The sequence below is a fragment of the Achromobacter sp. ES-001 genome (assembly GCF_019448355.1).
Taxonomy (GTDB): Bacteria; Pseudomonadota; Gammaproteobacteria; order Burkholderiales; family Burkholderiaceae_B; genus Achromobacter; species Achromobacter spanius_B.
On the sequence record NZ_CP079940.1, the window covers coordinates 431,165 to 444,986 of the forward strand.

13 protein-coding genes are annotated in these 13,822 nt (G+C 65.5%); 1 reads left to right on the forward strand and 12 read right to left on the reverse strand.

Annotated elements, in window-relative coordinates:
- Positions 1–19: 19 nt before the first annotated feature.
- From KYT87_RS01860 to KYT87_RS01905, 10 genes are all read right to left on the reverse strand, one after another.
- Positions 20–925, reverse strand: a complete 906-nt coding sequence (locus KYT87_RS01860; protein ID WP_219991604.1) for an alpha/beta hydrolase — start codon at positions 923–925, stop codon at positions 20–22.
- On the reverse strand, positions 925–1,935 hold the full coding sequence (locus KYT87_RS01865) for an ABC transporter ATP-binding protein (protein ID WP_046806617.1): 1,011 nt from the start codon (positions 1,933–1,935) through the stop codon (positions 925–927). The genes KYT87_RS01860 and KYT87_RS01865 overlap by 1 nt, the downstream gene beginning before the upstream one ends.
- Positions 1,932–2,915 (reverse strand): ABC transporter ATP-binding protein, encoded by a 984-nt coding sequence (locus tag KYT87_RS01870; protein WP_219991605.1) that lies wholly within the window; start codon positions 2,913–2,915, stop codon positions 1,932–1,934. Before KYT87_RS01870 ends, KYT87_RS01865 begins: the two co-directional genes overlap by 4 nt.
- Positions 2,912–3,832: an ABC transporter permease gene (locus KYT87_RS01875; protein ID WP_046806615.1), complete on the reverse strand. Its 921-nt coding sequence runs from the start codon at positions 3,830–3,832 to the stop codon at positions 2,912–2,914. Before KYT87_RS01875 ends, KYT87_RS01870 begins: the two co-directional genes overlap by 4 nt.
- Positions 3,833–3,838: 6 nt before the next feature.
- Complete coding sequence (locus KYT87_RS01880) at positions 3,839–4,816, reverse strand: ABC transporter permease (RefSeq protein WP_046806614.1); 978 nt, start codon at positions 4,814–4,816, stop codon at positions 3,839–3,841.
- A 121-nt stretch (positions 4,817–4,937) separates the two neighbouring features.
- Entirely contained in the window at positions 4,938–6,572 is a 1,635-nt protein-coding gene (locus KYT87_RS01885) for an ABC transporter substrate-binding protein (protein ID WP_104144811.1), read from the reverse strand.
- Positions 6,573–6,644: 72 nt separating this feature from the next.
- Positions 6,645–7,616: a succinylglutamate desuccinylase/aspartoacylase family protein gene (locus KYT87_RS01890; RefSeq protein ID WP_219991606.1), complete on the reverse strand. Its 972-nt coding sequence runs from the start codon at positions 7,614–7,616 to the stop codon at positions 6,645–6,647.
- A 93-nt stretch (positions 7,617–7,709) separates the two neighbouring features.
- Positions 7,710–9,323, reverse strand: a complete 1,614-nt coding sequence (locus KYT87_RS01895) for an ABC transporter substrate-binding protein (protein ID WP_046806612.1) — start codon at positions 9,321–9,323, stop codon at positions 7,710–7,712.
- Positions 9,324–9,730: 407 nt separating this feature from the next.
- Positions 9,731–9,964 carry a hypothetical protein gene (locus tag KYT87_RS01900; protein ID WP_046806611.1) on the reverse strand — a complete coding sequence of 78 codons (234 nt, stop codon included), beginning with the start codon at positions 9,962–9,964 and terminating at the stop codon, positions 9,731–9,733.
- Between the two features lie 121 nt (positions 9,965–10,085).
- A complete protein-coding gene (locus KYT87_RS01905; RefSeq protein ID WP_104144808.1) occupies positions 10,086–10,946 on the reverse strand; it encodes an NAD(P)H-hydrate dehydratase in 861 nt (286 codons plus the stop codon).
- 112 nt (positions 10,947–11,058) lie between these two features.
- On the opposite strand from KYT87_RS01905, the gene KYT87_RS01910 reads away from it, so the two are divergent.
- The gene (locus KYT87_RS01910) at positions 11,059–11,892 is read left to right on the forward strand and encodes an enoyl-CoA hydratase/isomerase family protein (protein WP_046806609.1); all 834 of its coding nucleotides are present in this window, start codon (positions 11,059–11,061) and stop codon (positions 11,890–11,892) included.
- Positions 11,893–11,946: 54 nt separating this feature from the next.
- Here KYT87_RS01910 and KYT87_RS01915 read toward each other — a convergent pair whose 3' ends face one another.
- On the reverse strand, positions 11,947–12,684 hold the full coding sequence (locus tag KYT87_RS01915) for an enoyl-CoA hydratase-related protein (protein ID WP_046806608.1): 738 nt from the start codon (positions 12,682–12,684) through the stop codon (positions 11,947–11,949).
- Entirely contained in the window at positions 12,681–13,652 is a 972-nt protein-coding gene (locus tag KYT87_RS01920; RefSeq protein ID WP_219991607.1) for a nitronate monooxygenase family protein, read from the reverse strand. The genes KYT87_RS01915 and KYT87_RS01920 overlap by 4 nt, the downstream gene beginning before the upstream one ends.
- Between the last annotated feature and the right edge of the window lie 170 nt (positions 13,653–13,822).

The following is a 13,822-nucleotide window of genomic DNA, read 5'->3' on the forward strand; positions in this document are numbered from 1 at the left end:
AAGGGAAGGGCGATCAGAATCAGGCGACCTGCTGACCGGCCAGGCGGGCCAGTTCGGCGTCATGGGGCATCTTGCCGTCGAACCACAGGCTGGCGCACACGGCCGACATGGCGCGGCCGTCGTGGCCGATGCCGGGCACCACTTGCAGCGTCCAGCCGAACGGCACGCCACGGCGCTCGGCTTCGCGTTTGCCGAAGTCGTAGTAGTTCTGGGCGCGCGCAAAGCGGTGCGGGCCCTGGCGCATGGCGGCGGGCTCGGAGGGCAGGTTGGGATCGTCGGTGGCGATGTCCTGGTCACCGGCCAGAATCGTCATGGGGTAGGCCAGCAGCTTGACCAGGTGGTCTTCGGTCAGGCCCACGCCGTCCATGCCTTCCGGGAAGGGGTAGTCGAATGTGGGCAAGGTGTACCAGCCCGGGTTGCCCGCCGCCACGGCCTTGAACGGCGCGTGCGACTGGCTGCTCATCAGGCGATGCACGAATTGGCCGCCGGCCGAATGGCCGAACAGGTAGACGTTCTGGCCGTCGGTGATTTCACCGGCAATCATGTCCTTGATGACGTTGCCCACCAGCGCATACGTCCAGCCGTCAATGTGGCGCGGGTTGCCGCCGGCCGAGAACACGCGGCCGTTGTTGTAGCTTTCAACGCCCGGCCAGATTTCGTTCGAGAACGTCAACGCCACGATCAGCAGCTTGTGCTTGTCGGCGGCCTCGACCCAGAAGTCGCGGTATTCATCGCCATTGCGCAGCACGCCGTGCTGCACGATGACGACCGGGCGGTCGGGCGTGTAGCCGTACGGGCGGTACGTTTGCAGCTTGAACGGACGATCCGAATTGCGGTCTTCGTCGATGTACTGGATGGTGTTGCGGCCCGCATGGCCCATTTCGATGGCGATGCGGTCCACGTTGGACATATCGGAGGGTTTCATCAGGCGCTCGCTTCGTTCAGGTGGCAGGCCGACCAGTGGCCCGCCGAGATTTCTTTCAGGACCGGCGCCTGCTCGCGGCAGCGCGGCATGGCGTGGGGGCAACGGGGGTTGAAGGTACAGCCGGGCGGCGGATTCAGCGGCGACGGAATTTCGCCCTTGATCGGCGTGAACTTGCGGCCTCGGCGGGCGACGTCCGGGACTTCGGCCATCAGGGCCTGGGTGTAGGGATGATTGGCGCGCGCAAAGATCTCGGCAGACGTGGAGATTTCCACGATCTTGCCCAGGTACATGATCGCGACACGGTCCGAGATGTGCTTGACCACGCCCAGGTCGTGGCTGATGAACAGGTAGGTGAAACCGTGCTGCTCGCGCAGGTCCATGAACAGGTTGATGACCTGCGCCTGGATCGACACGTCCAGCGCCGCCACGGGTTCGTCGCAGACCAGAAACTTGGGGGCCACCATCAGTGCGCGGGCGATGCCGATACGCTGGCGCTGGCCACCGGAAATCTGATGGGGAAAGCGGTCGCGGTATTCGGCGTCCAGGCCCACTTCCTTCAAGGCCTGGTCGATGCGCGCGGGGATCTCGGCCGGTGGCGCCAGCTTGTGGACCTTGAGCGATTCGCCCAGGATCTGGCGCAGGCGCTGACGCGGGTTCAAGGACGCTTGCGGGTCCTGGAAAATCATCTGCACGCCCAGCGTATAGGCCAGCTTGTCGGCGCCACGCAGGCGCACGGCATCGCGGCCCTGATACAGCAGTTCGCCTTCGGTCTGGCGGTGCAGGCCGGCCACGACGCGTCCCAGCGTGGACTTGCCGCAACCTGATTCGCCCACCAGCCCGACGACTTCGCCGCGCTTGATGGACAGGTCCACGCCGTTCACGGCATACACCGTGCGGCGGTCCAGCGGGCGGCCGGCAAGGGCCAGGATGCGCTGGGCCAGATCGGGGCGCTGTTCGAATCGCTTGTGGACGTTCTTGAGCTCGATGACGGGAGTATCGGCTTGGCTCATGCTTGCTGTGCCTCGCGGGCTATCGGCACGTAACAGCGGTAGCTGCGCGGACCTTCGGTGGTAACGGAGGGGGCTTGTTCGGTGCAGCGCGTGATCGCCTTGGGGCAACGCGGCCGAAACGCACAGCCCGAGGGGCGGCCCGCCAGGCTGGGCGCCATGCCGTTGATCTGGTGCAGGCGCGCGCCGGGTTGCGTGGCGCCGGGCATCGAATCCAACAGGCCCCGGGTGTAGGGGTGGCGCGGTGATTCCAGCACCTGTTCAACCGGGCCGCTTTCCACGATGCGGCCCGCATACATGACGGCGACGCGATCGGCCAGCTCGGCTACCACGCCCAGATCGTGCGTGATCCAGATAAGCGCGGTGTTGTGCTCGCGGCAGATCTCTTGCATGCGGTAAAGAATCTGGCCCTGGATCGTGACGTCCAGCGCGGTCGTGGGCTCGTCGCAGATGATGAGGTCAGGCTTGTTCAGCATGGCGATGGCAATGGCCACGCGCTGGCGCATACCGCCGGAGAATTCGTGCGGATAGCTCTTCAAGCGCGATTCCGGCGACGGAATGCCCACCATCTCAAGCGCCTCGCGGCAGCGTTCCTCGGCTTGCGCGCGCGACACGTTTTCGTGCGTGAGGATGGCTTCCATCATCTGCTCGCCGATGCGCAGCACCGGGTTCAGCGTCATCAAGGGGTCCTGGAAGATCATGGCGATGCGGTTGCCGCGCAACTGGCGCATCTGCTCTTCCGTGAGCTTGCGCAGGTCGGTGCCCTTGAACTTCACTTCGCCGTCCACCACTTCCCCGGGCGGGTCGATCAGGCCCAGCAGTGAGAAACCGGTCACGGATTTGCCCGAGCCCGATTCACCGACCAGGCCCACGATTTCGCCGCGGCGCACGGTAAGGTCGACGCCGTCGACGGCCAGGTACGCGCCGGCCTCGGTATGGAATGCGGTGCGCAGCCCGCGCACATCAAGAAGAATGTCGCTCATGCTCGTCGGGGGTCCAGGCTTTCGCGCAGGCGGTCGCCCACGATGTTGATGGAAAGAATCAGCACCAGCAGCGCAATGCCGGGGAACAGGCTGATCCAGTAATCGCCCGACAGCAGGTATTGGAAGCCGTTGGAAATCAGCAGGCCCAGCGACGGCTCGGTGATCGGCACGCCGACGCCCAGGAAGGACAGCGTGGCTTCCAGCGCGATCGCGGTGGCGATCTGGATGGTGGCGAACACCATGACCGGGCCCAGGCAGTTGGGCAGCAGGTGGAAGACCATGATGCGCCACGCGGGAAAGCCCAGGTTGGCGGCGGCTTCGACGTATTCCTTGCGGCGCTCTTGCAGCGCGCGGCTGCGCATGATGCGGGCGTAGTGCCCCCACTGCACCAGCACCAGCGCCAGGATCACCTTGTCCACCCCGCGCCCCAGCACCACCAGCAGCACCAGCGCCACGAGGATGGTGGGAAAGCCCAGGATGAAGTCGACGATGCGCATCAGGATGGTGTCGACCAGGCCGCCGACGTAGGCGGCGATCAGGCCGATGGCCCCGCCGATGGCGGTGGCCAGCACCACGGCCGACAAGCCCACCATCAGGCTGATGCGCAGGCCATACAGGATGGCGCTGAGCATGTCGCGGCCCTGGTCGTCGGTGCCCAGCCACGCGATGCTGCCGTCCATCAGCGCCTGGCGCGGCGCCAGGCGGCCGTCCATCAGCGACAGGTTGGCCAGGTCATAGGGGTTTTGCGGCGCGAAGTAAGGCGCGAACACCACCAGGATGATCAGGATGGCCAGCGCGATGACCGAGCCGCGCACGGTGGGGCGCGCATGCAGTTTTTTCAGGATGGAGGCGCGCTGCGGGGTCTCGGCCAGAGGCTGGACGGTGCGGGTGCGGCCGGGATTGGGAGAGTTAGCCATGGCGGATTATTGAGCGGGGGCCACCAGCTGCACGCGCGGGTCGAGCGCGGCATACAGGATGTCCACAACCAGGTTGATGACCACGAAGATCAGGGTGACCAGCATCACGTAGGCAACCACCACCGGGCGGTCCAGCTGGTAGACGCTGTCGATCAGCAGCTTGCCCATGCCGGGCCACGCGAAGACGGTTTCGGTGATGGTGGAATAGGCGATCAGGCTGCCGAATTCCATGCCGATCACGGTCACGACCGGGATCAGGATGTTGCGCAGGATGTGGCGGCGCACGATGCGGCCGGGCTTGACGCCCTTGGCGCGCGCGAATTTCACGTAGTCCTGGCTGCGCGCTTCGACCACGCCCGAGGCCGTCAGGCGCAGCACCAGCGCGATATTGGCCAGCGCCAGGTTGATGGCCGGCATGATCAGGTGCGACCAGCCATCAGCCGTCAGGATGGACAGGCGCACGCCCAGCACGGTCACGGTGTCGCCGCGCCCCGTGGCCGGCAGCCAGCCCAGCCACACGGCGAACAGCAGGATCAGCATCATGCCCTGCCAGAAGTTCGGCAGCGAAAAGCCCAGCACCGACGACGCCATGATGCCGCGGCCGAGGTAGTCGTCGCGGTACAGGCCGGCGACCAGCCCCAGCGGAATCCCGATCACACAGGTCAGCATGATGGCCACGATAACGAGTTCGAACGTGGCGGGAATGCGCTGCACGATCAGCTCGATGGCGGGGATGCCGTGCACGAACGACGTGCCCAGGTCGCCATGCAGCGCGCGCCACAGGAACCCGGTGTATTGCTGCCACACGGGCAGGTCCAGGCCCAGGCGGGCGATCATCGCCTCGCGGGCGGCCTGGCTGGCTTCGGGGCTGACCAGCAGTTCGATCGGGTCGCCCACGGCATACACCGCGAAAAAGACCACGACCGATACGGCCAGCAGTACGAACAGACTCTGGATCAGTCTGCGCAGGATGAACAAGGCCACGTGATGATTTCCTTGGTGGGCTCAGGGTTTCTTGGCGCGCCGCGTGTTGGCTTGGCGTGTTGAGTGGGTGGGGTTATCTGGCTGCTTGCTTGGGCGATTACCTGGACAATTACTTGGGCGACTACTTGGCCGGTCGGGCCGACATGGCCAGCGTGTACTGATCCGCACGGCCCTCGTAGACCAGCCCCTTCTTGAACGCCCAGATGCTGCTTTCAAAGTGCAGGGGAATGCTGGGCAGGTCGGCCAGCGCAATCGCCAGGGACTGTTGCAGCAGCTTTTCCCGCTCGGCCGGGTCCACGGTCACCAGGGCGCGCTTGAATACGCCGTCGAACTCGGGGTTGTCGTAACCCCCATAGTTGCTGGTGCCCAGGCCGTGCTCTTTGTCGAACCGGCTGACCCAGTATTGTAGGAAAGACGACGCCTCGCCGGTTTCAGACGACCAGCCGCCCATGGCAAAGCTGAATTCGCGCTTGGCACGCTTGGGGAAATACACCGAGCGCGTCATCGCGTCGACCGTCGTCTTGATGCCCACGCGCGACAGGTACTGCGCCACGGCTTGCGAGATCTGGGCGTCGTTGATGTAGCGGTCGTTGGTGGATGAAATGGTCAGCTCGAAGCCGTTGGGGTAACCGGCTTCGGCCAGCAGCTTCTTGGCGCCTTCGGGGTCGTACTTCAGTTCGGGCGGATGGCGCAGCGTGCCGAACATGCCGTCGGGCAGGAACTGGTTGGCGGGCGTGGCGGCGCCATCCATGATGCGCGCGGCGATGGTCTTGCGGTCGATGGCCATGGAAATGGCGCGGCGCACGCGCACGTCCTGCAAGGGGTTCTTGCCGTCGGCGGCCTTGACGGTGGGGCTGGGGCTGCGGCCCACATCAAACTGGAAATACACCACGCGCACCGACGGCGTGATCACATGGCCGAAGCCCGGCGTTTCCGAAATGCGCTTCACATCGCGCGCGGCGGGGTTTTCGATCAGGTCGAAGTCGCCGGCCAACAGGCCGGTCAGGCGCGGGCCGGCGGCGGGCACGGGGATCAGCTTGACCTGTTGCCAGGCGGGCTTCTCGCCCCAATAGCTGTCGTTGCGCGTCAGCTCGATGGCCGTGCCCTTCACGTAGGACTTCAGCGTGTACGGGCCGGTGCCGATCACATCGCGGCCGCCATTGAAGTCGGCCACGGTGGGCCAGGGGCCGGTCACGCCGCACTTGTTTTTCAAGTCGAAGGTGATGGGGCCGTGCTCGACGATGCCGCTCCAGAGCATGGCCGTGCGGGTCAGGTCGTTGGGCAGCAGCGGATAGGGCTTGTGCGTCTTGATGACCAGCTTGTTGCTGCCTTGCGCCTGGACGTCGGCAAACTTCTGCACGATCGCCGGGTATGAACCGCCGATCGCTTGTTCGTTGTTCATCACGCGGCAAAACGTGAAGATGACGTCCTGCGCGGTGAAAGGCTGGCCGTTGGAAAACCGGGCGTTCTCGCGCAGCGTGAATTCCCAGGTGGTGTCGTCCAGCGCCTTCCAGCCCGTGGCCAGACGCGGAATCAAGTCCATCTTGGCGTCCTGCCCCACCAGCGTCTCGAACATGTGCGAGGTCATCGCGTCGTTGGGCGTGGCTTGGTGATAGTGCGGGTCCATCGACGTGGGCTCGGACGACAGGCCGATCTTCAACGTGGTGGGCGTCGTCTGCGCCATGGCGGCGGGGGCGCCGGCCAACGTACAGGCCAAGGCCAGTAATGCGCTGCGGGTGGATACCTGGATGGACATGCTTTCCCTTGTTTTGAATGGTCGGCGGCGCCTCGTGGATGGGCGCCGCTCGGTGGTGCCGATGGGTGTCGATCAGCCGATAGGCTGCGCCAGCCGCACGACGGTCACGCCTGGCCGCAGGTTGGCGGTGGACGGCATGATCAGCACGCAGTTGTCATACGGGGTGACGATGGGTTCGCCTTCGGACCAGCCGATGACGGTGCCGGCGGTGGCCAGCGTTTCCAACCCCTTCCAGGGCTCGGCAAAACGGAAGTCGGCGCTTTTGGCCGCAACGGCGTGGGTAACACGCAGTGCGCGCTGGGTGGCGGCGGCGGGTTCAATCCAGCCGGCGGGAATGTCGTCGCGGTCCAGTGTGCCGGCTTCGAGCAGGAAGCGGGCCATCTGGTCCACCGCCACGCCGCGCGCTTCGGGTGCGCCATGGAAGCCGCATTCAATCAGCAAGGACCGCGTGCCGTTGTCGCCGGCTTCGCCAAAGCGGCCATAGTCGCGCATGCGCACGCCGGCCGCATGGCCCGCGTCGGCAATGATGGTGGCCGGGTTGCCCAGCGCCAGGGCCAGGTCGATATTGCGCTGCTGCATGCCGGTCAGTTGCAGCGGCACGTCGGAATTGCTCATGGAATGAAAGTCCAGCAACCAGTCGGACTGTTCGATCCATGGACGGATCTGCGCGGCGCGGCGGCGTTCCTGGCTGATCGGCACGGTCAGCTTGTCGTCGCTCCAGACGCGGTTCATGTCTTCGTCGACAAAACGGGCGGGGGCGTAATTGGCGGAATCGAAGCGGTCGAACGCGGCCAGGTTACAGAAGGCCAGCGTCAGCGAACCCCGGCGAGGCCGCAGCCCGGCCGTCAACGCTTCTTTCAGGGCCCAGGCGCCGCACAGCTCGTTGCCGTGGATCAGCGCGCTCAACATGACACGCTTGCCGGGTACGCCGGAATCGAAATGCCAGACGCCGGGCGTCTCCGTATTGCCCAAGCGTTCGGCCGACAAATCCGGACAGGCTAAAAGAAAAGGGCGCGGACGGGCCGCGGGGGTAGGCGTGGGCATGGCAACTCCGATGAAGCGGGGGAATTGTATAGGGTATCCGACCAAAAAAATCGGCTGCACAGGGCAGCCGTTTTCTGGTTCAGACGCGGTGGATCACTTCTTGTCGGGCGTGACGGACGTGGCCAGGGTGTACTGGTCGCGGCGGCCTTCGTAGGTGATGCCCTTGCGGAAGGCCCAGATGCTGCTTTCGAAGTGCAGCGGGATCAGCGGCACGTTGTCCAGGGCGATCTGGGTGGATTCCTGCAACAGCTTTTCGCGCTTGGGCGCGTCCACCGTCACGATGGCCTGCTTGTAGACCTTGTCGAAATCGGCATTGGAAAAGCCGCCGTAGTTGCTGGTGCCCAGGCTGTTGGGCGAATCCAGGGACGCAACCCACAGCTGGAACAACGCCGAGGCTTCACCCGTTTCCGCCGGCCAGCCGCCCATCGAGAAGCTGAACTCGCGCTTGGCGCGCTTGGGGAAATAGATGGATGCCGTCATGGCGTCCACGTGGGTCTTGATGCCGACGCGGGCCAGGTATTGCGCCACGGCCTGTGCGACCTGGCCGTCGTTGACGTAGCGGTCGTTGGTGGACGACAGCGTCAATTCAAAGCCGTTCGGGTAGCCGGCTTCGGCCAGCAGCTTCTTGGCGCCTTCGGGGTCGTACTTGATTTCCGGGGCCTTGGGCAGCGCGCCGAACATGCCGTCGGGCATGAACTGGTAGGCCGGGGTGGCCATGCCGTCCATGATGCGGGCGGTGATGGTCTTGCGGTCGATGGCCATCGAAATCGCCTTGCGCACGCGCAGGTCTTGCAGCGGGTTCTTGCCGTCGGCGCTCTTGACGAACGGGCTCGGGTTGCGGGCCACGTCCGGCTGGAAGAACACCAGGCGGGTGGACGGCGTGGCCACAAAGCCGAACTTCGGGTTGTCCTTCAGGCGCGGCAGGTCACGGGCGGCCGGGTTTTCGATCATGTCGAAGTCACCCGACAGCAGGCCGGTCAGGCGCGGGCCGGCGGACGGCACCGGCACGAACTTCACTTCCTTCCAGTACGGCTTCTCGCCCCAGTAGTTCTCGTTGCGGACCAGCTCGATGCCGGTGCCTTTCACGTAGGACTTCAGGGTGTACGGGCCGGTTCCGATGGAATCCTTGCCGTTGTTGAAGTCGGCAACCGTGGGCCACGGGCCCGTCACGCCGCAACCCTTCTTGGGGTCGAACGTCAGCTTGCCGTGCTCGACAATGCCGTTCCACACGATGGGCAGCGAGCGGGCCAGCTCGGCGGGCATCAGCGGGAACGGCTCGCCGGTCTTGATGATGACGGTGTGCGCGTCGGGCGTTTGCACGTCCGTGATGCGCTTGGTCATGTCCATGTAGGACTGCGACACGTTGGTTTCGTTGTTCAGCGTGCGGCAGATGGTGAACAGCACGTCTTCGGACGTGAACGGCTTGCCGTTCGAGAACTTGACGTCGTCGCGCAGCTTGAATTCCCAGGTCAGATCGTCCAGGTTCTTCCAGGACTTGGCCAATTGAGGCGTCAACTTCATGTCGGCGCTGCGACCCACCAGCGAACTGTAGACGTGCGCGGAGAACGCGTCGTTCTGCGTCATCTTGTGATAGTGGGGGTCCGCCGAAGTGGGTTCGGCCGACAGGCCGATCTTCAGCGTCTGGGCTTGGGCGGCTGCCAAGGGAATGGCGGCGGCCACAAGGGCCAGGGTGGTGCGCAACTTCATGGTGACAACTCCGGAGGAATAACGAACCGGATCGTGCCTGCGCGAAAACCACCAAGGCCAGGGTGGACACAGCGTGTCGACCGCAAGAGAAGCTTGGGAGGGGGAAGGCGCCAGGCACGACGGCAAGGGGCCGATTATCGGTAGGGGCTTCGCGCGCTGTCAATGAAGAACGGCGAACCAGGCGCTAGGGAAAACGCCGAGAAGAGGGGGGTGGCGCTGGGCCAAAGAGGGCGCCGCGGGGGTCCCCGTTGCAGATCACGGGAACCGGCGCGGCGCGAAGGCGCCTGTGAGGGACGGCGCCAGATACTCGTTGCCGGGGCGCTTGGCTGGCAAGCGGGCCGTGCAACGACAGCGCGCCGGGCGAAATCGCGGGAGATCGTCGCGATTTCAGCCCAGCGCGGCTGTTTTTACCACTGCGAGCCGGAGAAGCGCGAGCTGGCGGCGCGGGCCTGATTCATCGATTCGTTGACTTCGTCGATGAAGGCGAACACGCCAGCGACAGCGGCGATCACGGCTTGGCCGGCCTTCTTCAGGCTGGTCAGCGGGTGGGAATTGGGTTGGTTTTCCAGGGCGCCGCGCAGCAGGTCGCGCTCCAGCGCGTCGGTCAGGCGGGCAGTGCTATTCAGGGTCAGTTCAGTCATGGTCTTTCTCCAGTCCGTTTCGTCTTGGTGAAAACCATTATAGGGATAACCCTAGGGATGGCGCAATGATTGTTTTAGGGAAAACCCTAGTATGTTGTAAAAATGTTTATTTGACGGGGACTTAGCGGCCATTGCGCAGGGCGCGGGCCGCGTTTGGCAGCTCTGAGGCGGTCAGGCCGATCGGGCCAACACCCGCTGCCACCAGCGCATCCGCGGCCGCGCCGTGCAGCCAGACGGCGCCGGGCACGGCTTGGTCTTCGGGCAGCTTCTGCGCCAATAAAGATCCCAGCATTCCCGCCAGAACGTCGCCGGTGCCGGCCGTGGCCAAACCGGGATTGCCGCTGGTATTGACCCGGATGCCGTGAGCCGGGTGGCAGACCACCGTGCCCGCGCCTTTCAGCACCACCCAGCATTGATAGCGCTGCGCCAATTTCCAGGCGGCGCCGGGGCGGTCGGCCTGAACCTGGGCCGCGGGGATGCCCAGCAGGCGGCCGGCTTCGGCAGGATGCGGCGTCAGCACAACCGGACCGGCGCCCCAATTGGGCTGGATGCCGCCGCAGGCCAGGAGGTTAAGCCCGTCGGCGTCCAGCACCAGCGGGGTTTGATGCCGCAGCACGAACAGTTCCGACAGGGCGTTGGCCGCCAACGCGTCCGTGCCGATCCCGCAGCCCGCCACCCAGGCGGTCACGCCCCAGTCGGTGTCCAGCAGCGAACGGGCGTCGCGCAGCATCAGTTCCGGCTGGTGCGGGTCGCAGGCCATCGGCGACGTTTCCTGTGCAAAGCCCACCAGCACCTTGCCGGCGCCGGTCAACAAGGCAGCGCGGGCGGCAAGCAGCGCAGCGCCTGTCATGCCGTGGCCGCCGCCCACCACGCCGACCGTGCCGAAGCTGCCCTTGTGCGTGTCGGCTTCGCGGGGGGCGAACAGGGCGGGCAGGCTGGCGCGGTCGATGGGGGCGCCGGCGGTCGGGGCGGGGGTGTTCATTGGCTGAGGCTCCTGTGGACAAGCGGCGGGGCGGCGTTCGTGTATCCACTATAGTGCGCAAAAACATGCCGGCTTGTACGCCCGGCAGCCCCTGACAACCCCGGAGTAGACAATGACCGATATCACGCTGCAACACTATTCAGCCTATGAATCCCTGAAGCTGCGCCGGCACCCCGGTGGCGTGCTGGAGCTGATCATGGGCGCCAAGGGCGGGCAGCCCGGCAAGCTGTCCACGGCGGATGACCGCATGCACCGCGAACTGGCGGACATCTGGCGCGACATCGACACCGACCCCGACACCCGTGTCGTGGTGATCCGTGGCGAAGGCAAAGGCTTTTCGGGGGGCGGCGACCTGGAGCTGGTGCAGCAGATGGCCGACGACTTCGACGTGCGCACCCGCGTCTGGCGTGAAGCGCGCGACCTGGTCTACAACATCATCAACTGCAACAAGCCCATCGTGTCCGCCATGCACGGCGCGGCGGTGGGGGCGGGGCTGGTGGCCGGCCTGCTGGCCGACATCTCGATTGCGGCGCGCGACGCCCGCATCATCGATGGCCACACCCGCCTGGGCGTGACGGCGGGCGACCACGCCGCTATCGTCTGGCCGCTGCTGTGCGGCATGGCCAAGGCCAAGTACTACCTGATGCTGTGCGAAACCGTGACCGGCGAAGAAGCCGAGCGCATCGGCCTGGTGTCGCTGTGCGTCGATGAAGCCGATTTGATACCCCGCGCCTTCGAAGTCGCCAACAAACTGGCCGCCGGATCGCAGACCGCCATCCGCTGGACCAAATATTCGCTGAACAATTGGCTGCGCATGGCCGGCCCCAGCTTCGATACGTCGCTGGCGCTGGAGTTCATGGGGTTTGGCGGGCCGGACGTGAAGGAAGGCATCCAGTCGCTGCGCGAACGCCGGGCACCCAATTTCCGGCCTGATTCGCCGTTTTGATGCGGCGCGGGAAGATCGCGACCTCAATCGGCCCGCAATCCCCCGCCTGGCCCGCTATTTCTTGAAGAACTTCGCAAATGCCGCCTGCGCCTCTTCGGTTTGCAGGCGGGCGCGGAATTGCTGGGCTTCGTAGTCCAGCGTTTCCTGGATGGCCAGGCGATCCGCGCGTTTCATCATGGCCTTGGTCAGACGCAAGGCAGCCGGCGGTTGGCGGGCCAGGTCGGCGGCCGTGGCCTGTGCGGCGACCAGCGCCGCGCCTGCCGGTGTGACGCTGGTGGCCAGACCCGCGTCGCGCGCGTCCTCAGCCGAAAACGCCTTGCCTTGCAATAGCCATTCGGCGGCGCGCCGGCCCGCCAGGCGCGGCATCAGCAGGCTGGACGCGCCCTCGGGGCACAGGCCCAGCGCCACGAACGGCATGCGCAGCGTGGCGCCCTGGCCAATATGGACAAAGTCGCAATGCTGCAACAGGGTCACGCCAATGCCGATCGCATAGCCCTCGACCGCCGCGATCACCGGTACCTCGGCCGTGGACAGCGCCCGCAAGAACGTCAGCCCCGCGCTATCGCCCGCGCCGCGTTCCGCCTGGAAGTCTCGCAGGTCATTGCCCGCCGTGAAATGCTGGCCCGCGCCCGTCAGTATCACCGCTGACACGGCCTGATCGGCGCTGGCCAGCGACAGCTGCTCGGTCAGCGCGGCGTAGGTGGCCGTGTCCAGCGCGTTGCGGCGGTCCTGGCGGTCGATGGTCAGCGTCAGTACCGCGCCGTCGCGGGCGACTTTCAGCCCCGCGCTCATGCGAACGACCTGCCTTCCAGCTGCGCCTTGGCCTGGGCATATTCGCGGCGCAGCGTGGCGACGATTTCGCGCGTGGGCAACACGCTGGCGATGCCGCCCACGCCCTGGCCCGCGCCCCAGATGTCTTTCCACGGCTTAACCCGCGACGATCCAAAGTTGGAGGCGCCGCTGTCCGGCTGCGGCAGGTTGGCGGGGTCCAGGCCCGAGGCGGTGATGCTGGCCTTCAGGTAATTGCCCGGGATGCCGGTGAAGAATGGCGTGTACAGAATGTCGGACGCGCTGGCTTCGACGATGGCGGATTTGTAGCCTTCGCTGGCGTTGGCTTCCTGGCTGGCGATAAAGCGCGTACCCATATAGGCAAAGTCGGCGCCCATGGCCAGCGCCGCCAGCACGTGCGCGCCGGACGTGATGGCGCCGGACAGGATCAGCGGGCCGTCATAGAAGCGGCGGACTTCGGACAGCAGCGCAAAGGGGCTGAGCGTGCCGGCGTGGCCGCCCGCGCCCGTGCACACCAGGATCAGCCCATCGACGCCCGCTTCCAGCGCCTTTTCGGCATGGCGCAGCGTGGTGACGTCGTGAAAAACCTTGCCGCCCCAGTCGTGCACGCCTTTGACCAGGTCGCCGGGGGCGCGCAGGCTGGTGATGATGAGCGGCACGCGGTGGCTGGCGCAAACGGCCAGATCCTGCTCCAGGCGGTCGTTGGACTGGTGAATGATCTGGTTGACCGCATACGGCGCCACGACGGCGCCGGGGTTGGCTTCCCGGTGCGAGGCCAAGCCGGCCTCGACCTCATCCAGCCAATCGGTCAACAGGCTTTGCGGACGCGCGTTCAGCGCGGGGAACGAACCCACGATGCCGCTCGTGCACTGCGCGATCACCAGTTGCGGGTTTGAGACGATGAACATGGGGGCGCTGATGACCGGCAGGGACATCTGGCCATACAAATCTGTCACGAGAGAGTGGGGCATAGCGTCGTCGCGTTGTGTCCAGGTCAGTCCAGAAAGGGCTTGCCCGCAAGCACTCGGGCACTAAAAAACCATCTTGAGCCCAAAAGGCGGATGTGCCTATAATTACCTACCGACCGTCCGGTAATTAATTAATCTTTATTTAACGGCATGCGCCGAACCGCTGTCAATGC

Excerpts from the sequence above, each read along its gene's own strand:
- KYT87_RS01860 (WP_219991604.1), bottom strand. The coding sequence starts at position 925 with ATGAAACCCTCCGATATGTCCAACGTGGACCGCATCGCCATCGAAATG.
- KYT87_RS01865 (WP_046806617.1), bottom strand. The coding sequence starts at position 1,935 with ATGAGCCAAGCCGATACTCCCGTCATCGAGCTCAAGAACGTCCACAAG.
- KYT87_RS01870 (WP_219991605.1), bottom strand. The coding sequence starts at position 2,915 with ATGAGCGACATTCTTCTTGATGTGCGCGGGCTGCGCACCGCATTCCAT.
- KYT87_RS01875 (WP_046806615.1), bottom strand. The coding sequence starts at position 3,832 with ATGGCTAACTCTCCCAATCCCGGCCGCACCCGCACCGTCCAGCCTCTG.
- KYT87_RS01885 (WP_104144811.1), bottom strand. The coding sequence starts at position 6,572 with ATGTCCATCCAGGTATCCACCCGCAGCGCATTACTGGCCTTGGCCTGT.
- KYT87_RS01890 (WP_219991606.1), bottom strand. The coding sequence starts at position 7,616 with ATGCCCACGCCTACCCCCGCGGCCCGTCCGCGCCCTTTTCTTTTAGCC.
- KYT87_RS01895 (WP_046806612.1), bottom strand. The coding sequence starts at position 9,323 with ATGAAGTTGCGCACCACCCTGGCCCTTGTGGCCGCCGCCATTCCCTTG.
- KYT87_RS01900 (WP_046806611.1), bottom strand. The coding sequence starts at position 9,964 with ATGACTGAACTGACCCTGAATAGCACTGCCCGCCTGACCGACGCGCTG.
- KYT87_RS01905 (WP_104144808.1), bottom strand. The coding sequence starts at position 10,946 with ATGAACACCCCCGCCCCGACCGCCGGCGCCCCCATCGACCGCGCCAGC.
- KYT87_RS01910 (WP_046806609.1), top strand. The coding sequence starts at position 11,059 with ATGACCGATATCACGCTGCAACACTATTCAGCCTATGAATCCCTGAAG.
- KYT87_RS01915 (WP_046806608.1), bottom strand. The coding sequence starts at position 12,684 with ATGAGCGCGGGGCTGAAAGTCGCCCGCGACGGCGCGGTACTGACGCTG.
- KYT87_RS01920 (WP_219991607.1), bottom strand. The coding sequence starts at position 13,652 with ATGCCCCACTCTCTCGTGACAGATTTGTATGGCCAGATGTCCCTGCCG.